Raw genomic sequence first — 18,939 nt, forward strand, 5'->3', positions numbered from 1 at the left:
GGCAATACCGGTCAATCCGTCAATCCCCGTTGACTGCCTGACACGTCCGGTAACGCGCGTATACGCTCACACACGATTTCGATTCTGCGTTGAATTTGCGTTGTGGCTCGGCCAGGGTGAAGCTATCGCGTTGCATGTCGATGATGAGCAACACGATAGGTTTGAATTTCATAAATCGCTCAAGTGAAAAGTTAAATTCCACTTTAGAAGGCAAGTGGAAATAAGTCGTACAGAAGCGATGAACAGGGCATAATTTCGCTCTCGTTCATCGCCTTTTGCTTGCGTTTCTGCCTTTTTGGCCTCAGAATAATAGTGTCGAGAGATCTAAAGAGACGCGTTGAAAGTCAATGAACTTTTAGCAGTTCATTGCCGTGAAAGAGTTATTTCAACTTGCGGATCGACGGCTTTTGCTAAACTATCGTCTCTTTAGCACGTATGGCTTCAGAATTACTTCATCTGAATTTGAAATGTTATGGAGCCCAAATTCATAGAATTTCTTTGCCGTGGTGGGACTAAGAAATTCAAGGAGCTGAAAGGATGACTTGCCGTTCAGCTTTTCTTTTGGGTACGAGTTGATGTTTTCAGAGATGATATTGCATGCATGCTGGTTGACAGGGTCTTTTTGGTATTTGATTTCAGGTATGTGGAACTGCTAATATTTAGAAACTGTGCGGAGCGAATAATAACGATATGAAGTGGTATGAAGAACATTATGTGAACCGGCGCGACTGGGTGCTGGATCATTTGGAGTATCTTGCCCTGACTCCTGCGGAGCTGGAGATTGTGATGCTGATTGATTTCAGCAGCCAGTATCAGCTGCCGATTTCCATGGACAGTCTTTCGAGCAAGAGCGGCCTGACGATGGATGAGGTCAATGATGCTGTATCGTCGCTGGTGGCCCGCCGCTATCTGACGATCCGGGCTTCGGGAGGAAACGTTGCTTTCCGTCTGGACGGTCTGTTTTCGACGGATACGGCAAAGGAGAAGAACGTACTGGATGCGTCGCTGTTTGAGACGTTTGAAAGCGAGTTCCGCCGCACCCTCTCCCAGAAGGAGATGGAGAAAATCAGTGAATGGAGCCGTACCTATGACAAGAAGCTGATTCTGGAAGCGCTGCGTCAGGCTTCGATGTATCAGAAGCTGAATCTTCCCTATGTCGAAAAAATTCTGATCCGTCTGAGTGAGAAGGAGGCAGGTGCATGAAACCGGAGGAAATTCTTGCGCAGCTGGATCAGCTGTTTCCAGATGCGCGCTGTGAGCTGACTCACCGCAATGCATATGAGATGGCAGTTGCGGTCATTCTTTCGGCGCAAACGACCGATGCCTCGGTGAACCGGGTGACGCCGGCGCTGTTTGAAGCCTATCCAACCGTGCAGGATCTTGCGGCTGCGAAGCAGAGCGATGTAGAGAGGTATATTGCCACTTTGGGGCTTTACCGCAATAAGGCACGCTCGATCATCGGCTTTGCCAGGGACGTTGTGGAGCGTTACAACGGCGAGATTCCTTCCTCGATGGAAGATTTGACGTCGCTTCCCGGAGTCGGCCGCAAATGTGCCAATGTCATTCGCAGCGAGTGCTTTGGAATCCCTTCGCTGGCCGTCGATACGCATGTGTCGAGAATTGCCAAGCGGCTGAAACTGGCGGCAGAGAAAGACGATGTGGATACGATTGAGAGGAAGCTGTGCCGCAAGTTTCCGAAGGAAACCTGGATTTCTGTGCATCATCATATGATCTTCTTTGGAAGATACCTGTGTCATGCGCGCAATCCGGAATGCTGGCGCTGTCCGTTTGTTCAGGACTGCCGCGAGAAAAAGAAATACTTTGGCAAAACGGAAAAGGCCGGGGAACGGTCGTGATCACAGATCTGTGACCATGACCGTCTCCGGTCTTTTTTTTAAAAAAATCCTCATTTGCACCAAGGTGGTGGAAGAACGGGTTGCAGTTCTGATCCAGGGCTATAATGATCGTGTCCTGGAAAGGGGACAGATCAGGAAGTCTCCAGGAGTTGATTAGCGCTGACTTGGCGGTTTCGTTAGTCAACTCCTGGAAACTTCAAACCGCCAAACAAATGAATAATCTCAAGAAGAACCGTCACTTCTGGGGACGGTCTTTGAGAAAGCTTGAATGGGACAAGTACCATGACATTTCAGATTCTCAAAAGCTCATTTCCCATACCATTCACGAATGGTATAATGCCAAACACCCAGAGTTTTCGGCAGATGAAATCAAATTTCTGAATAACAGAAATATTGAATCCTGCCCGCATTGCGGCAGCACGAATTTCATCAAGTATGGTTTTTATAAGAATGGCATGCGCTGTTACCTCTGCCATGATTGCGGGCATAAGTTTTCACCTATTACCAACACAATATTTGATGATCGGAAGATTCCAATCTCCGAATGGATTGAATATCTTCTGTATCTGTTTGAATTTCATTCTATTAATTCATCTGCCAGGGATAATCGAAACGCCGAAAGCACAGGCAGATACTGGCTGAAAAAGGTATTTTTTGTTCTGAATGGAATTCAGGATAACATTGTGCTCAAAGGGAAAATATACCTTGATGAAATGTTCTTCCCTGTCATAAAGAGAAGAACGATTACGAAAGACGGAAAGAAACTTCGCGGCATATCAAAGAATAAGATTTGTGTTGTCGCAGCACACGACGGGCACGGGACAAACCTCATCATAGTTGAACATGTCTCCAAGCCCTCCCGCAAAAGCACATGGGCGGCGCTCGGGAATCATATACAGCCAGGCTCTGAACTGATTCATGATGGTGACAATTCTCATTCTGTTCTGATCGAGAAACTGGGTCTGTCAGAAGAGATCCATCTCGCAAAAGAAACGAAGGGATTGCCTGACGAAAAGAATCCGTTAGACAAGATCAACAACCTTCATGCTCTGGTAAAGCAATACATGCGCATGCATGGAGGATACAACAGAGAAGATCTACAAGACTGGATGAATCTGATCTGGTTCATCCTTTCCAAGCCGGACAACAGGTATGAAAAGATCGACTTATTTCTCAACATGGCGCTAAACGCACCAGGAAAAGTGCGATATCGGGACCGGATGGCTAAAAATGTCAATAAATAAGCCTATGAATACNTCTGGTTCATCCTTTCCAAGCCGGACAACAGGTATGAAAAGATCGACTTATTTCTCAACATGGCGCTAAACGCACCAGGAAAAGTGCGATATCGGGACCGGATGGCTAAAAATGTCAATAAATAAGCCTATGAATACCACCCTGGTGCAAATGATGATTTTTTTTTAAATAAGGATTTTGGATATTTGTCAGCCCTGATCCGTGTTGTCCTGCGACCCGGCATCCGCCGAAGGAGAGGCAGAAGGGGAAGCGCTTGGCGAAGGAGTAGGCGCCGGTTCTGGCGTCGTGATCGTAATTTCGCTGTCCGATCCGGAGTCGCTGCCGGAATCACTGCCGGCTGGCGTTGTGAAGGTGACACACACCTCGTTGGAACCGCCGCCGGCCGTTTCATAGGCATAATAGCCGCAGGCTTCGGTTTCCGTGTTCGGTTCGAGGTCGACGCTCTGGGTACTGCTTTCCGTTTCACTGATCAGCTCCGCCTTCACCTGGCCATTCTGCGAGATGCGGCAGCGGTAGCGGATCGGTCCGTAGACCCAGCTCCATGAGAACAGGCGTTGACCATAGGCCTCGACCAGCAGGTTGCCATTGTCATCATAGAGAGAAATATCCATCGTACTGTCATCGACGGCGTCGGTGACCATGCTGGAATCAGGGTACGGCGTCCATTGCATCGTAACGGTTCCGTCATCGTTGGCACTTGCCTGGAAGCTGTCAAGATTATCAACTTCAGGTGCGGTTGGATCAACGAGCGTCGCATATTCGCTCTTGATCTTTCCCGTCGTAATCAGAGACGGATCCATACCGTCTATCGGTGAAGCGTAGGGGAAGGTACCCAGAATATGGGTGATCGTTGAGATGCCGTCCGGCTGCTGCAGATCGGCCGGCGTCCCTGAGGAGGCGGTACATGCATCAAGGATCAGAGAGACAATATGGCCGCGGGTATTCAGCTGCTGCTTGGCCGTACTGAAGTAGGTTCCTTCATCCTTGACACCCTTTTCATAGCCGACCCAGGTACAGATCGTGTACTGCGTCGTCTGGCCGACCATCCAGGTATCTTTTGCGGATCCCGTTGGAATGTTGTACTGGAGACCTTCTGTTCCCCAGTCAGAGGTTCCGGTCTTACCGAAGGTCTGATAGTCGCGGTCCAGAATCTGCAGGTAGTTGTATACGCCGCCATGGATCGCTCCGTATTCCAGCTGTGCCGCCAGATAGGCAGACTGGGAGGAGAGTACCTGTTCCTTCTGGTAGACGGGTTCAATCGGTTCCGAGGTCCCGTTTCGATATTCGATGCGCTTGATGGTATGGGGCTGAATGTAGCAGCCGCCATTCATCAGGATGGCATGGGCAGCCGCATTTTCCACCGGCGAAACAACAAAGGTAGAGCCGCCGATCGCATAGCCAACATCATAGGCCGAAGCATCAACCTGCGAAAAGTGGAAGCTGGCAATGTAGTCGCTGACGGTCTGCCAGCCGGCCGTGTCAATGACCTCCTGGAACGTCTGGATGGCAGGCGTGTTCAGGGAGGCGGCAACCGCATAGGCCAGCGTCACCTCACCATGGTACTGGCCGTTGGCATTCTTGATGACGATGTCAGTGCCACGGTACGTGACCGGCTTATCCGTTACAACGTGACTGGTTGCCCAGCCGAGATACTCGAAGGCAAGGGCATAGTCGAGCCATGGCTTGACGGTGGATCCGGGCTGCTTGTACTGATCCGTCGCATGATTCAGCAGCATCGATCCGCCGCGGCCGTAGTTGCGTCCGCCGGCGATGGCGACGATTTCACCGGTCTGGTTGTTTTCAGCGACCGCGCCGATTTCCATCAGATCGTCAGGGTACTGTACCTCTTCATAGTTGCCGGCCTGAATATCATCCATGACCTTCTGCACGGATGTGTCGAGGCTCGTATAGATGTCCATGGCGACAGAGAGAGGATCCTGTCCGGTCAGATTCTGCGCCTCGGTGATGACGGTGTCGATATAGGCCTGGTAAGCGTAGGAGTTTCCGGCGCCGCCGCGGGTAGAATCATTGGGATCGATAAGGGTATCTTCGACCTTGATGCTGGTGGCAAGCTGATATTCCTTCTCGGTGATGTAGCCATGGCGCTTCATCAGGGAAAGAACGGTGTTGCGGCGCGACGTTGCGTTATCAAGGAAATTATGCGGATCATAGAGGTAGGGCGCATTGATGACGCCTGCCAGCATCGCCGCTTCGGCAAGATTGAGCTCTCCTGCCTTCTTTCCGTAGTAATATTCGGCGGCCTTTTCGATGCCGCGGATATTGCCGGTTCCGCCGAAATTCATCTTGTTGAGATACATTTCGAAGATGGCTTTCTTGTTGGATACTTTTTCCAGCTGACGGGCCAGATCAATCTGCTGCACCTTGTATTCAATGGAGCGGGCAGCGGTCTGACCGGTTTCATCGTTCTGGAAATAGGTCAGCTTCACCAGCTGCATCGTAAAGGTGGATCCGCCGGAGAGGCCGTTGCGGCCAAGGATACGGTTGCGAACGTTATCGAGTGCCGACTTGGTGAAACGGGGAAGATCGAAGCCGTTATGTTCGAAGTAGCGGCTGTCTTCGACGGCCAGAAAGGCATCAATGAGGGATTCACTGATCTGGTCGTAGGTGATGTTTTCGCGCAACTGGGTACCGACGTCTGCGACTTCGTTGCCGTCCTTATCGTAGATATGGGAACTTTCGGCGGAGAAAAAATCATCGACAACAAGCGTAGGTTCATCCTGAACCATGCGATGAAGAACGATCATGCCGGCCGTTGCGACGATCATTTCGAGACTGACCAGGATGATCAGGATCATGGTCCATAGATTGCGCCGGTTGATGCGGCGCTTCGGTTTCCTTTTCCCGTTATGAGAAGTATGTCTTTCTGCTGTCATTGGTTCTCCTTGAAATACAGTTTATCGACAATCTTGAGATAGTCGACGGGGCAAAGATAATTTCCGCTGATCCTGTGTCCGTTTTCCTGAAACCATGCATACGGGATGGAACTGCGCCCGCAGGTGCGGATATAGTCAGTCATTGTTGAGGCAACTACATAGTAGGTAATATCATACGCGATGAAGCGGACGACGACAAAGGCAATGGCACCATGCCGCGTCACATCATCGAGATGGCGGATCTGGTGCGGGTGGATTGACTTGATGGGAAAGGATGTGCGTGAGCGGCATTCCTTGGCCTCAAAGTCAATGTATTTTTCCCGGTAGATTCCGTTGTAGTCGGTCGTGCTTGGAACCTTGAAATAGGCTTCGGTGATCTTGGCCGCCGAGCGGGCCGGATAGTCGACCTTGACGATCGTGACCGGCGTCGGCTTCTTGTAGATGACGGCCTTGTCCTGCTGCAGGTACCATTCGTTGGAGCGGTTGAGATCGTGCTCCAGCGCCATGCCGCGATCGGCAGCGGATACTTTCGTGCTCGCTTTTTCTTCGGCGGCCGTGGTGGGGCTGCGTTTGATGTGTACGGGATAGTTGATCATCTTGTTTTTCTGCCTATGGGATGATTATACAGTTTATGGCGGCAGAAGAAAAAGAGGCGGGCTTCGCATTGCACCGGCGGGAAATAACTGCGATAATAAGAAGGGCACGGGAGGCGTGCATTCGCTATGGCAGGGAAAGTAAATCTGGACATTCAGACGATTCTTGATAAGGAGTTTGACATTGACCTGAAGGGCTATAGTGCTTCGCAGGTCGATGCGTTTCTTGATCTGGTAATGGAGGATTATGAGACGTATCAGAATACGCTGAGTGAGCTCAATGAGAAGATTGCTGAGCTGGAGCGGACAAATGCGTCGCTGCGTGCGAAACTGATCGAGGAAGAGGGCCATACCAGGGCTCTGGAGGCAAATACTCCGGCGGCCAGCGGGGCGGCAAACGTGGATATTCTGCGGCGGCTGTCGCGCCTTGAGGAGCAGGTGTTCGAGGATCAGAAGAAAACGGAAAATCAGTAACATTCGGGCAGCCGCTGGTCTGATGAGGATCAGAGGAAAGTCCATGCTCGCACCGTCTGTGATGGCGGTAGTGTTTGTGCAGGTCCAATCAATAAGGCCTGGCAGTTCTTCGGAACTGACGGCAGGCGGACACCTAAAAGGGAAACCTCATGGTCGATGCCTCGAACGTGTCACAGTGACGTAGTCCTTCTGGAAACAGTGGGAGTGGAACGCGATAAACCCCGCAAGCGAGAAATCCAAATTTGGTAGGAGAATTCCGGGATGCGAAGCGAAGCGGACCGGAGGGGCTGAAAGGCTCAGATAAATGGCTGCCACCGGGAATCCGGGACAGAACATGGCTTACAGAGTGTGATGATTCGGAGAGGGTGGCCGTTCACCCTCTCTTTTCTGTTGAATGCGGCAGGACGAAGGGCAGGAATGGGTTGTGATATACTGAGAGAGATATTTTTAAGGAGAGAACGGGGATGAATCTTCCAAATCGTCTGACAATATTCCGTATTATTCTGGTGCCGGTTGTGGTGCTTGTTTATCTGTTTCCGTATGCGCAGTTCGGCATTGAGCCGGTGACGTATTACATCGGGGCTGTGCCGCTGTCGATGGTGAACATCGTGAGTCTGATCATTTATGTGGTGGCGGCGCTGACCGATGCGCTGGACGGGCACCTTGCACGCAGCCGCAACATGATTACGACATTCGGTAAGTTTGCGGATCCGATCGCTGACAAGATGTTGACGACGACGATGTTTCTGCTTTTTGTGAGCCGTGGCATCATTTCGCCGGTTCCGGTGATCATCATGATCTGCCGTGACATTGTTGTGGATGGCTGCCGGATGCTGGCGGCGACCAACGGCAAGGTTGTGGCTGCCCAGATGCTCGGCAAGGTGAAGACAGTTCTGCAGATGGTTACGATTGCGCTGATTCTTCTGAACAATCTGCCGTTTGAGCTGTGGAGTCTTCCGGTGAGCGATGTGCTGCTGTGGATGTCGGCGTTTGTGTCGCTGGCTTCGGGCATCAGCTATATGAATCAGCTCAAGGGCGACATCATGGAGTCGAAATAATCATTATTTTCAACTTTGTTTCGGTATGGCGGCATCGTTTGACTATGAAAACGGTGTAAGGAGAAAAATGATATGGCAAAAGAGAAAACGGATGCACCTGTTCGCAGCAGCGACGACAAGAAGGATCAGCTGCTTGCGGAGGCGCTGAAGACCATTGAAAAGGAGTATGGCAAAGGGGCGATCATGCGTCTGGGCGACCGGGCGGATGTTGCTGTCGATGCGATTCCGACGGGTTCGCTGGCACTGGATGCGGCACTTGGCATCGGCGGCTACCCGAAGGGAAGAATCATTGAGATCTACGGTCCGGAATCTTCGGGCAAGACGACGCTGGCTCTGCATGCGATTGCGGAGTGTCAGAAGGGCGGGGGCCGCTGTGCCTTCATTGATGCGGAAAATGCAATTGATCCGGTCTATGCGAAGCATCTTGGTGTCAATATCGATGAGCTGATTCTTTCGCAGCCGGATTCCGGGGAACAAGCCCTGGATATCTGCGAAGTTCTTGTTAAGAGCGGTGCCATTGATCTGGTGGTCGTTGACTCGGTTGCGGCCCTTGTTCCGCAGGCGGAGCTGGATGGCGAGATGGGTGACAGTTCGGTCGGTCTGCAGGCACGTCTGATGTCAAAGGCGATGCGCAAGCTGGCCGGCGTCATGAATCATTCGCAGACGACGGCAATCTTCATCAACCAGCTGCGTGAAAAGGTCGGCGTGATGTTCGGAAATCCGGAGACGACGCCGGGCGGCCGGGCGCTGAAGTTCTATGCTTCGGTGCGTTTGGATGTGAGACGTTCGGAGACGCTGAAGGACGGGCAGGATGCCTATGGCAACGTTGTGAAGATCAAGGTTGTCAAGAACAAGGTTGCGCCGCCGTTCCGTACGGCTGTTGTGAACATGATTTATGGCGAAGGAATTTCGCATGTGGATGAGGTGATTACGCTGGCGGTGGAACATGAGCTTCTGGAAAAGGCCGGCGCATGGTTCTCCTACAAGGGGGAAAAGGTCGGCCAGGGTCTCGCGGCGACGCGGGCGTGGCTGCGGGCGCATCCGGAAATCGATGCCGAACTGACGCAGCAGCTGCGTGAAATCCTCTTCAAGAAGGACGGCGAAACCGACGCTGCGACAGCGGCAAATCAGGAATAAGGCAATGAAACAAAGGGGAGGATTCTGTATTGCAGTGTCCTCCTTGCTTTTGCTTCCTGTCATTGACTGTTTATAATAAGCTGACAGGTGAAGGAACAGATATTGATGAGTAACTATTTGATTGCGACGGCTTCCACTTGTGATATTGATGCGTCGTGGCTGGCCTGCCATGATGTTCCGTTTGTTTCCTATTCGTTCTCCATTGACGGACAGGAATACCAGGATGACTGTACGAGTGCGACGCGAAACTTTGTATATAAAGAGATGCGGGCGGGGAAGATGGTTCATACGTCTGCCATTTCGGTCTTTGGGTATTACAACTTTTTTTCGAAGCTTCTGATGCGGGGGAAGGACATCATCTATGTGGATATGTCGCGGGCGATCTCCTCATCGGTATCAAACTGTGAAAAGGCTCTGGAACAGATCCGTTCGGAGTATCCGGAGCGTAGGATCTATTTCATGGACAGCTACTGCATTACGGCGGGTCTCAATCTTTTTGTGCGGGAACTGGTGCGTCGTCATGAGGCGGGTACGTCCTATGGGGATCTGATTGCCTGGGGCGAGGCTCATAAGCTGGAGTATATTCACCGCTTCATGGTTGAAGATCTGACGTGGCTACGCAAGGGCGGACGGCTGTCGAATGCTTCGGCGCTTCTGGGAACGATTCTTGCAATCAAGCCGGAGCTGTATGTGGATTGTGAGGGAAAGCTGATTGCCTTTGAACAGGCACATGGGAGAAAGCGGGCAATCAAGCGGATGCTGGAGGAGGCTTCAAAGGATCTGGCTCCGTATACGGCAGATGAGCCGGTGCTCATTGAGACGGCCGATGATCCGGAAGATGGTGAGAAACTGATTCCGGTTGTGAAGGAAATGTATCCGCAGCTGGCGAAGGCAGACTTTGAAATTCTGGCTGTGGGGCCGACGATCTGTGCCCATGTGGGACCGGATTTTCTGGCGTTTGCATATCATGGTACGAAGCGCATTCTCTAGGCGGGGATGCGCTTTTCCTTTCTTGAGAACAACCGGCTGTGCGGTATAATATTTATCGAGAGCAATCTCAGTTAGTTACGATATCAGAGAAAATGGAGGAGAATCTATGAATTACGGATTTCTCATTTTAGCTGGTATTGTCGGAATTGTTGTTGGAATCGTCATCATGATGATTTCCAGCAAGGCAGGACTGGATAAAGCCAAGATCGAGGCAGACTCCATCCTGGAAGAAAGCAAGTCCAAGGCAGATACCATTGTCAAGCAGGCACAGATCGATGGCCAGAAGGCGGCATTTGATCTGCGTCAGCAGGCTGACAAGGAGATCAAGGATCGCGAAAACAAGATTCAGCAGATGGAAAACCGTCTGAACCGTGACCAGGATCGTCTTTCAGTACGTGAGGAAAATCTGACCGCTAAGGAAAAGAAGCTCGATGAAAAGGGCAGACTTGCGGACGCAAAACTGGCAAATATCAGCAAAATGGAAGCGGATCTTCAGCAGAAGATCGACAGTCAGATCGAGGTCCTGGAACGGACCGCCTCTCTTTCGCAGGAAGATGCGAAGAAGGAGCTGATGGATGCGGTCGCCAAGAAGAGTGAGAAGGAAATCTCCGCTTACCTGCATGAGCAGGATGAAATTGCGCAGTCGCGGGCAGCTGACCAGGCGCGCAATATCATTGCGACAGCCATTCAGCGCTACAGTCAGGAAGAGACCATTGACCGTACGGTTTCAGTTGTGACGCTTCCCAATGAAGATATGAAGGGACGCATCATCGGCCGTGAGGGCCGCAACATCAAGGCGATCGAGCAGGCGACGGGCGTTGACCTGATCATTGACGATACGCCGGATGCGATCACCATTTCGTGCTTCAACCCGGTACGCCGTGAGATTGCGCGGCAGTCGCTGGAAATCCTGATGAAGGATGGCCGTATTCAGCCGGGCCGCATTGAAGAAGTAGTAAATAAGGTAACCAAGGAGCTGGATGAGTCCATTATGAAGATCGGCGATGAGGCGATCTTCCAGCTGGGCATCAACCGGATGAACAGGGAGCTGACGCGTCTTGTCGGTACGCTGCGCTACCGGTACAGCTATGGTCAGAATGTTCTTCAGCATTCGATGGAAGTCGCTACGTTTGCCGGCATCATGGCGGCGGAGCTGGGCCTGAATCAGCAGCTTGCGAAGCGGGCAGGTCTTCTGCATGATATCGGCAAGGCTGTTGACTTCGAGCAGGAAGGCAGCCATGTGGAGCTTGGCGCAAAGGTTGCCAAGAAGTATGGCGAGAATGCGATCGTTGTGAATGCAATCGAGTCGCACCATGGTGACAAGGAGCCGGAAGATATCATTGCGGTTCTGGTAGCGGCGGCAGATACGCTGAGCGCTGCGCGTCCGGGTGCACGCTTTGAATCAATGGAGAACTACATTGAGCGTCTGGAGAAGCTGGAGGAAATTGCCAAGAGCTTCGATGGCGTCGATAAGGCATTTGCGATCCAGGCGGGTCGTGAGGTACGCATCATGGTTCAGCCGGAAAAGGTCAACGATGAACGTATGACCAAAATCGCCCACGACATCAAGGATCGGGTGGAGAGTGAGATGACCTATCCGGGTCAGATCAAGATCACACTGATCCGTGAGGTACGTGTGCAGGAAGTAGCCCAGTAAACGATGAAGATTCTTTTTCTCGGCGATGTTGTCGCAAAGAGCGGACGGCAGGCTGTATCCCTTCGGTTAAAGGCACTGCAGCAGAGCTGCGGGGCGGATTTCACCATTGTCAATGGTGAAAATGCCGCCCATGGCAAGGGCATTACGGCCCGTATCTACCGTGCTTTCAAGGATGATGGCGTGGATGTGGTTACGCTTGGCAATCATGCGTTTTCGAAGCATGAGATTCTGGATCATCTGAATGAATGTACGGATCTGGTGCGGCCGGTGAACCTGGAGCCTGCTGCGGGCGGTCAGGGCTGGCTGGTGCGCAGTGTGAAGGGTGTGCGGGTTGCGGTTGTCAATCTTCTGGGGCAGGTCTATATGGACGTTGCGACAGAGGATCCTGTGGTGACGATGCGGCGGCTGATGCCTGAGCTTCAGCGGTGTGCGGATGTAATTTTCATTGATCTGCATGCGGAAGCGACCGGGGAAAAGGAACTGTTCTTCCATCTGTTTGCGGATCAGGTGACGGCAGTCATCGGGACGCATACACATGTGCAGACGGCAGATGAGCAGATTTTTCATGGCTGTGCCTATATCACGGACGCCGGCATGTGCGGCTCGTTTGATTCGGTGCTTGGCCGTGATACGGATGAGCTGATCCGCCGTAAAAACGGTGAAGCTGCGAAATTTACACCGTCCCAGGAGCCGGCCATGATCTGCGGCGTTCTGATCGATGTAGATGATGCGACGCAACGGGCAGTGAAAATAACAAGAATTCAGGAACGCCCTGCGTGAGCAGGGCTTTATTTTGCGCTATAATGTGGGACAGGAGGACATAGAAATGCCAGTTCAGGTTGATAAGGATCTCTGCATCGGCTGCGGCGCTTGCACAACAGTCTGCCCGGTCACTGCGTTATCGCTGGATGCGGATGGCAAGTCTCAGTGCGATGAAGCTACATGCATCGACTGCCATACATGCATCGGCACATGCCCGGTATCTGCTATCTCTGTTAAGTAAGGAAATCGGGGTTCAAGGGAAAACCGGCACTGCCGGTTTTCTTTTTGGGTTATAATGGGGCGGCTATCTATGAGAGACAATACATTTATTCTTCCGGATCATGCGCAGGAAGGAAAGCGGGCAAAGTCCGTTGAGCGTTCTCAGTTTATGCTTGATGAGGATGCGCTTGATCTTGGAAAAGGGAAAACCTATTTTATCCGTACCTATGGATGTGCCGCCAATGTGCGTGATGGTGAGACAATTGCGGGGCTGCTGGAGGCCATGGGCTTTCAGCGCGCAGCTGATGAGAAGAGTGCGGATGTTCTGATCTTCAATACGTGTGCGGTGCGGGGAACGTCAGAGGAACATGTGTTCGGTGAAATCGGTACTCTGAAGCCATGGAAGCAGCAGCATCCGGAGAAGATCCTTGCGCTGTGCGGATGTATGGCCCAGGAGGAGAGCGTCGTTGAGGCGATTCTGAAGACCTATCGTCAGGTGGATCTGGTGTTTGGAACCCATAATCTTGACGCGCTGCCGCGGCTATTGGCAAAGGCGATGCGGGGCGAGAAAGCGATTGAAGTCAAGAGCGAGCAGGGCGGCATCGTTGAAGATCTGCCGGTGAATCGTTCCAGTGTGATCAAAGGATTTGTCAATATTGCCTACGGGTGCGATAAATTCTGTACGTACTGTATCGTTCCCTATACCCGGGGCAAGGAGCGTTCGCGTCTGATGCCCTACATTCTCGATGAGATCAGGCAGTTTGAGCAGCGGGGCGGAAAAGAAGTGATGCTGCTGGGACAGAATGTCAACAGCTGGGGCAAGGATCTCCGCATTGAAGACGGTTTTACGAAGCTGCTGATTGCGGCGGCACAGACGGGGATCCGCCGGATCCGCTTTGATTCTTCGCATCCGCGTGACTATTCAGAGACGACGATTGATGCGATGCGTGATTATGAGAACATCATGCCTTCCCTGCATCTGGCGGTACAGTCGGGAAGCGATACGGTGCTGCAGCGGATGAACCGCGGCTATACGATCGAGCATTACAAGGAACTGTTCGATACGATGAAGGCGAAGATTCCTTCGATGACCTTCAGTACGGATCTGATCGTCGGGTTTCCGCAGGAAAGCGATGAGGAGTTTCAGAAGACGCTGGATCTGGTGGACTACTGCCGGTTTGATCAGGTTTATTCCTTCATCTATTCGCCGCGTGAAGGGACGCCGGCGGCAGCGATGGAGGATGATGTTCCGCGTCATGTGAAGGAAGAGCGTCTGCAGGAGCTGAACAGGCACATCAACCACTGGGCGTACGAAAACAATCAGAACTATCTGAACCGGACGCTGGAGGTGCTCTGTGAAGGGCCTTCGAAGAAGCGGGCCGATGTGCTGGCGGGCTACAGCCGTGAGTTCAAGCTGGTGAACTTCACGGGCAGGAATGTGAAGGCCGGTGACATTGTGCAGGTGAAGATCACGGGGGCAAAATCCTTTTCGCTGGATGGTGTCGCGATTGAATGAGTTTCGTCTATAATATGGGTGTTCAATTCCATTTCGTTTGTCTCATTCTCCAATAGAAAGTTGAGGAACATATCATTTATGAGCAAAGTTCGTCTGTTCGCTCTCGGTGGGCTTGACGAAGACGGCAAGAATATGTATGTCGTCGAAAACAATGAGGATATTTTCGTTATTGAGTGCGGTCTTCGCTATCCGGAAGGTGAGAACCTCGGTGTTGAGAAGATCATTCCGGATTTTCAGTATCTGGTGGATCATCAGAGTCAGATCAAGGGAGTCATCATTACCCATGGTCATGATGATGTGATGGGTGCGCTGGTCGATCTTGTGCGTACGATCAAGGTGCCGCTGTACATGGCACCGTTGACGGCACGTATCTTTGAGCGTCAGGCGCGCAAGGCGGGTCTGAAGGACTATACGATCAACCGTGTCCGCCGCGGCAACAATTTCAAGATCGGATCGACAGAGATCCGTACCTTCGGTACGACGCAGTCGATTGCGGACGGCTTCGGTGTCGCAATCAAGACCGATGATGGCTACGTTGTCTATTCGTCGGAGTTCGTCGTTGACTACGATATGAAGATGGAAGCCTTCAAGTTCGGTATGAGTGAGATTACGGAGCTTGGTCATCGCGGCATTCTGGCGCTGATGACGGAGTCGGTCGGTTCGACGCGTCCGGGTCATTCGTCTCCGAACCACCGGATTACGGATCAGATTCTTCCGTACTTCGAAGATGCGAAGGGAAGAATTGTGGTTACTGCCTATTCGCAAAACATGTATCGCGTGATCGAAATCATCGAACTGGCGAGCCGCTTCAACCGCAAGGTCATGATCTATGACGATGAGCTTCGCAATCTGATGCGTGATATGGCGGATCTTGGCTATTACCGGATGCCGGTCGGCCTGGAGATTGCGCCGTCCAATTTCAACAATGATCTGGATAATGTCGTCATCATCATTGGCGGCACGGGATCAACGGTTTTCCGCAAGGTGCACAAGATTGCCTCGCGTGAAGATGAGACGATTCAGCTTCGCTCGACGGATACCGTGATCGTCGCTTCGCCGGCCGTTCCGGGAACGGAAAAGGATGAGGCACAGATGGAGGACGACCTCTACAAGGAGACCGATAATGTGTATGCGGTCGATGCGCGCCGTGCGTTCTCGATGCATGCGTCGGTCGAGGATCTGAAGATGATGGTCTATCTTCTGAATCCGCAGTATTACGTTCCGGTCAAGGGCGAGTATCGGCAGCTGATTTCCAATGCGAACATTGCGCTGGATATGGGATATCCGGCCAATAACATTATCGTTCTTGAGAACGGGCAGGTGGCTACGATTGAAAACGGTCAGCTGGCGCGTTCCTACGATACGGTGCCGAGTGATAATGTGATGGTTTCCGGTTCGGATTCCCTGGATGCGCAGGGAATGGTTCTGAAGGATCGTGAGCTGCTTTCGACGGAAGGCGCGATCGTGATCGGCGTGGTGGTAAACCATGCGACGAAGGAAGTGATCGGGGGACCGGATGTGCAGAGCCGCGGCGTCATTTATCTGAAGGATGCGGACTACATTATTCAGGAAATCGGCAATATTATGGAAAATACGATCAAAGAAGCCGTTGCGTCGGGACACTATGACAATCTGGAGTGCCGGGCTGCGGCGCGGGAGAAGATTGCCCGTTATGTTCTGAAGACGACAGGTAAGCGGCCGATGATCCTGCCGGCAATTATTGAAATCAATGCGGCCGAGTAATAAGGCGCTTCATGGCAAAGAAGAAAACAACAACGAAACAGAAAAAGGGCAGAGGCAGACAGACCAAAGCGGAACAGCTTCAGAATGAGCAGTTGAAACGGATCATCTGGGTGGTCGTTCTGGCGGCGATCATGATCATCGCCTATTCGCGGATGGGCATAGTGGGCCTGTATCTGAATCGCGTGTGCCAGTATCTCTTTGGCCGTGTGTATGCATTGATTCTTGCGATCATTGTGGCGCAGATTCTGATCTCCATGATCAACAGTCAGCGCCCGGATTCCGCCGTCAGTAATAATCCGACGGCGGTGTTTCTGATTGCGATGGCAGTTCTTCTGACAGCTTCCTATGGTCCGGGCAGGGATTCTTCCCTGAAGGGAATGGACCTGCTGCAGAATTTTATTGATGAAACCGGTGCTGTTTTTTCAGGCGCTTCGACTATGGATCTTGGCGGTGGCTTCTGCGGAAGTTTTCTGCTGAGCCTGACGACGACGGCATTTGACTATGTCGGTACGATTCTGATCATCGTTGTACTTTTCATTATCGCCGCATTGCTGCTGGTAAATCTGGATGTATACAAGCATGCATTCTCAGCGATCATGAGCTATCTTTCAACGACCGAAGAGATCGATGACGGCGACGATGACGATGATGACGATGAAGCGGAGGTTGAGGAAACAGCTCCCGCTTCTGTAAAGGAACATAAGCCTTTGTTTTCCTTCCTGCATAAGAAAAAGGCAGAGCAGCCAACCGAAGAGGAAGAAGAGCCCGTCAGCGGGCCGGCTGCGACTACAATGGCCAATATCCTTGCGGACGGTGACAGGGAACCTTCTGTTCAGGCCCAGCCGGAGCAGGAGAACAGCGCTCCTGTCCAGCTGACTAAGGCGCACCCGCAGGATCCTTTTGATATACGGGCGGATGCGCCGGACGCATCGGATCTTGCGGCTGCGAAGGAGCCTCTGAATCTGACAGAGATTGTTCATGATGCGATTCCTTCGGATCCGTCGATCTTCATTTCGGTGGATGATCTTGTGGATCGTACACAGATGATTCCTGTACAGCCTGAAACGCACGTTGAACCTGCAAAGAATGAAGAACCAGCACCGGTGAAACCCGAAGAAGCTTCGGAACCTGCATCTGCCGTTTCAAGTCTTGAAAACCGCAATCCGGCCGCAACTTCGCAGCCGGTGGACACGAAGGTATATACGCAGCCGACCGAAAATGAAGGCGCCGTGTATGCCAACGGTATGAAGAAAAACAGGCCGTATCAGCTTCCGCCGCTGCGTACGCTGGATCCGCTGCCTCCAAAGGACCGCAATGATCCCAATGCGGCAGCGGCTGCTCAGAAGGGAACGCAGCTGATTCAGGTGCTGCGCAACTTCGATATTGAGGCGCGGCTGATTGATACCCATATTGGTCCGGCGGTAACGAAATTTGAGATCCGTCCGGATGCCAATGTGAAGGTTTCCCGTATTCTTGGCCTGGCAGATGATATCAAGATGCAGCTGGCGGTACGGGATGTGCGCATTGAGGCGCCGATCCCGGGTCATAATGCCGTCGGCGTTGAGGTTCCGAACGTGAAGGCGGTTCCTGTAAAGATGCGGGAGCTGATCGGTCAGATTCCTGAAAAGGAGAAGGATCAGCCGCTGCTTGTGCTGCTTGGCAAGGATCTGATGGGATCGACGGTGACGTGCCGTCTGGACAAGATGCCGCATCTGTTGATTGCGGGTGCCACCGGTTCGGGTAAATCGGTATGCATGAATTCGATCATCTGCTCGCTGCTGCTGCGGACGAAGCCGGATGATGTGAAGCTTCTGCTGGTCGATCCGAAGAAGGTGGAATTTACGCCGTATCAGAAGGTTCCGCATCTGATCGGCCCGGTCATCAATGATCCGACCAAGGCAAGCAATGCGCTGAAGGTCATCGTCAAGATCATGGAAGACCGTTATGATATGTTCTCCAAGGCGGGTGTTCGTAACATCCAGGGATTCAATAAGATGGTGGAGACCATGGACGATCCGGCCGATGGTTCGCCAAAGCCCAAGAAGATGCCGTTCATTGTCGTGATCGTGGACGAGATGGCGGATCTGATGGCTGTAGCAGGCAAGGAAGTGGAATCGAGCATTCAGCGGATTACCCAGCTTGCCCGTGCGGCCGGCATTCATCTGATCGTAGCGACGCAGCGTCCGTCGGTCGATGTCATTACCGGTGTCATTAAAGCCAATATTCCGAGCCGCATCGCCTTTGCGGTCTCCAGTGCCATCGATTCGAAGACAATTCTGGACCATGGCGGAGCTGAGCGTCTGCTGGGAAATGGTGACATGCTGTATATGCCGATCGGAGCCAGCGGCCCGGTCCGTGTGCAGGGTGTGTTTGTGACGGATGAGGAAGTTCAGCGCATTACGGACTTCGTCAGCGATGAAGCGATTCCGATGTGGGATGATTCTTTCGTGCGTCTGGAAGGGGTCAATGACGGCGAAGGTGATGTCGGCGGTGTTGCCGGCGCCGATGAGGATCCGCTTCTGGAAGAAGTGCGTGACTATGTGATCCAGTCGCAGAAAGCGTCAACATCGCTTCTGCAGCGCCGCTTCGGCATCGGGTACAACCGTGCAGCCCGGATGATCGATGAACTGGAGCAGGAAGGTGTCATTGGACCTGCCCAGGGTTCCAAGCCAAGGGATGTATATATTAAGCGTGATGAGAGCAGCCAGGACTGAGCCTGGCTGCTCTTCTTCTTGTGCGTAGGAGCGCTGTTGAGCACCGAAGAGGTGCGAAACAGAAAACCT

Annotated in this window: 15 protein-coding genes and 1 other RNA gene; 14 read left to right on the top strand and 2 right to left on the bottom strand. The window is 52.2% G+C overall.

Features of this window, described 5'->3' with window-relative positions:
- Positions 1-690 precede the first annotated feature (690 nt).
- From C1714_RS08450 to C1714_RS08460, 3 genes are all read left to right on the top strand, one after another.
- A complete protein-coding gene (locus tag C1714_RS08450) occupies positions 691-1,203 on the top strand; it encodes a DnaD domain-containing protein (protein ID WP_102342755.1) in 513 nt (170 codons plus the stop codon).
- Positions 1,200-1,856 (top strand): endonuclease III, encoded by a 657-nt coding sequence (gene nth, locus C1714_RS08455; RefSeq protein WP_102342756.1) that lies wholly within the window; start codon positions 1,200-1,202, stop codon positions 1,854-1,856. The genes C1714_RS08450 and nth overlap by 4 nt, the downstream gene beginning before the upstream one ends.
- A 212-nt stretch (positions 1,857-2,068) precedes the next feature.
- Entirely contained in the window at positions 2,069-3,100 is a 1,032-nt protein-coding gene (locus C1714_RS08460) for an IS1/IS1595 family N-terminal zinc-binding domain-containing protein (RefSeq protein WP_102342757.1), read from the top strand.
- Positions 3,101-3,301: 201 nt separating this feature from the next.
- Here C1714_RS08460 and C1714_RS08465 read toward each other — a convergent pair whose 3' ends face one another.
- Positions 3,302-6,007 (bottom strand): transglycosylase domain-containing protein, encoded by a 2,706-nt coding sequence (locus C1714_RS08465; RefSeq protein WP_102342758.1) that lies wholly within the window; start codon positions 6,005-6,007, stop codon positions 3,302-3,304.
- Positions 6,004-6,603: a Holliday junction resolvase RecU gene (gene recU, locus C1714_RS08470; RefSeq protein WP_102342759.1), complete on the bottom strand. Its 600-nt coding sequence runs from the start codon at positions 6,601-6,603 to the stop codon at positions 6,004-6,006. The genes C1714_RS08465 and recU overlap by 4 nt, the downstream gene beginning before the upstream one ends.
- Before the next feature lie 126 nt (positions 6,604-6,729).
- Between recU and C1714_RS08475 the strand changes: the two genes are divergently transcribed.
- The 11 genes from C1714_RS08475 (at position 6,730) to C1714_RS08525 (ending at position 18,870) form a co-directional block, all read left to right on the top strand.
- Complete coding sequence (locus C1714_RS08475; protein WP_102342760.1) at positions 6,730-7,074, top strand: DivIVA domain-containing protein; 345 nt, start codon at positions 6,730-6,732, stop codon at positions 7,072-7,074.
- Positions 7,074-7,421: RNase P RNA component class B (gene rnpB / locus C1714_RS08480), an RNA gene on the top strand. The genes C1714_RS08475 and rnpB overlap by 1 nt, the downstream gene beginning before the upstream one ends.
- A gap of 117 nt (positions 7,422-7,538) precedes the next feature.
- The gene (gene pgsA / locus C1714_RS08485) at positions 7,539-8,132 is read left to right on the top strand and encodes a CDP-diacylglycerol--glycerol-3-phosphate 3-phosphatidyltransferase (protein WP_102342761.1); all 594 of its coding nucleotides are present in this window, start codon (positions 7,539-7,541) and stop codon (positions 8,130-8,132) included.
- Between the two features lie 72 nt (positions 8,133-8,204).
- A complete protein-coding gene (recA, locus tag C1714_RS08490; RefSeq protein ID WP_102342762.1) occupies positions 8,205-9,269 on the top strand; it encodes a recombinase RecA in 1,065 nt (354 codons plus the stop codon).
- A 105-nt stretch (positions 9,270-9,374) separates the two neighbouring features.
- On the top strand, positions 9,375-10,259 hold the full coding sequence (locus C1714_RS08495) for a DegV family protein (protein ID WP_102342763.1): 885 nt from the start codon (positions 9,375-9,377) through the stop codon (positions 10,257-10,259).
- Positions 10,260-10,365: 106 nt separating this feature from the next.
- The gene (rny, locus tag C1714_RS08500; protein ID WP_102342764.1) at positions 10,366-11,916 is read left to right on the top strand and encodes a ribonuclease Y; all 1,551 of its coding nucleotides are present in this window, start codon (positions 10,366-10,368) and stop codon (positions 11,914-11,916) included.
- A gap of 3 nt (positions 11,917-11,919) precedes the next feature.
- Positions 11,920-12,696 carry a TIGR00282 family metallophosphoesterase gene (locus C1714_RS08505; protein WP_102342765.1) on the top strand — a complete coding sequence of 259 codons (777 nt, stop codon included), beginning with the start codon at positions 11,920-11,922 and terminating at the stop codon, positions 12,694-12,696.
- 46 nt (positions 12,697-12,742) lie between these two features.
- Positions 12,743-12,919, top strand: a complete 177-nt coding sequence (locus C1714_RS08510; protein ID WP_102342766.1) for a 4Fe-4S binding protein — start codon at positions 12,743-12,745, stop codon at positions 12,917-12,919.
- A 69-nt stretch (positions 12,920-12,988) separates the two neighbouring features.
- Complete coding sequence (miaB, locus tag C1714_RS08515) at positions 12,989-14,413, top strand: tRNA (N6-isopentenyl adenosine(37)-C2)-methylthiotransferase MiaB (RefSeq protein ID WP_102342767.1); 1,425 nt, start codon at positions 12,989-12,991, stop codon at positions 14,411-14,413.
- 78 nt (positions 14,414-14,491) lie between these two features.
- On the top strand, positions 14,492-16,156 hold the full coding sequence (locus C1714_RS08520; RefSeq protein ID WP_102342768.1) for a ribonuclease J: 1,665 nt from the start codon (positions 14,492-14,494) through the stop codon (positions 16,154-16,156).
- A gap of 11 nt (positions 16,157-16,167) precedes the next feature.
- On the top strand, positions 16,168-18,870 hold the full coding sequence (locus C1714_RS08525; RefSeq protein ID WP_245305085.1) for a DNA translocase FtsK: 2,703 nt from the start codon (positions 16,168-16,170) through the stop codon (positions 18,868-18,870).
- Positions 18,871-18,939 lie beyond the last annotated feature (69 nt).

Source organism: Galactobacillus timonensis, assembly GCF_900240265.1.
Lineage (GTDB): Bacteria > Bacillota_I > Bacilli_A > Erysipelotrichales > Erysipelotrichaceae > Bulleidia > Bulleidia timonensis.

Coding starts and splice junctions, on each gene's coding strand:
- C1714_RS08450 (WP_102342755.1), top strand. CDS start 691: ATGAAGTGGTATGAAGAACATTATGTGAACCGGCGCGACTGGGTGCTG.
- nth (WP_102342756.1), top strand. CDS start 1,200: ATGAAACCGGAGGAAATTCTTGCGCAGCTGGATCAGCTGTTTCCAGAT.
- C1714_RS08460 (WP_102342757.1), top strand. CDS start 2,069: ATGAATAATCTCAAGAAGAACCGTCACTTCTGGGGACGGTCTTTGAGA.
- C1714_RS08465 (WP_102342758.1), bottom strand. CDS start 6,007: ATGACAGCAGAAAGACATACTTCTCATAACGGGAAAAGGAAACCGAAG.
- recU (WP_102342759.1), bottom strand. CDS start 6,603: ATGATCAACTATCCCGTACACATCAAACGCAGCCCCACCACGGCCGCC.
- C1714_RS08475 (WP_102342760.1), top strand. CDS start 6,730: ATGGCAGGGAAAGTAAATCTGGACATTCAGACGATTCTTGATAAGGAG.
- pgsA (WP_102342761.1), top strand. CDS start 7,539: ATGAATCTTCCAAATCGTCTGACAATATTCCGTATTATTCTGGTGCCG.
- recA (WP_102342762.1), top strand. CDS start 8,205: ATGGCAAAAGAGAAAACGGATGCACCTGTTCGCAGCAGCGACGACAAG.
- C1714_RS08495 (WP_102342763.1), top strand. CDS start 9,375: ATGAGTAACTATTTGATTGCGACGGCTTCCACTTGTGATATTGATGCG.
- rny (WP_102342764.1), top strand. CDS start 10,366: ATGAATTACGGATTTCTCATTTTAGCTGGTATTGTCGGAATTGTTGTT.
- C1714_RS08505 (WP_102342765.1), top strand. CDS start 11,920: ATGAAGATTCTTTTTCTCGGCGATGTTGTCGCAAAGAGCGGACGGCAG.
- C1714_RS08510 (WP_102342766.1), top strand. CDS start 12,743: ATGCCAGTTCAGGTTGATAAGGATCTCTGCATCGGCTGCGGCGCTTGC.
- miaB (WP_102342767.1), top strand. CDS start 12,989: ATGAGAGACAATACATTTATTCTTCCGGATCATGCGCAGGAAGGAAAG.
- C1714_RS08520 (WP_102342768.1), top strand. CDS start 14,492: ATGAGCAAAGTTCGTCTGTTCGCTCTCGGTGGGCTTGACGAAGACGGC.
- C1714_RS08525 (WP_245305085.1), top strand. CDS start 16,168: ATGGCAAAGAAGAAAACAACAACGAAACAGAAAAAGGGCAGAGGCAGA.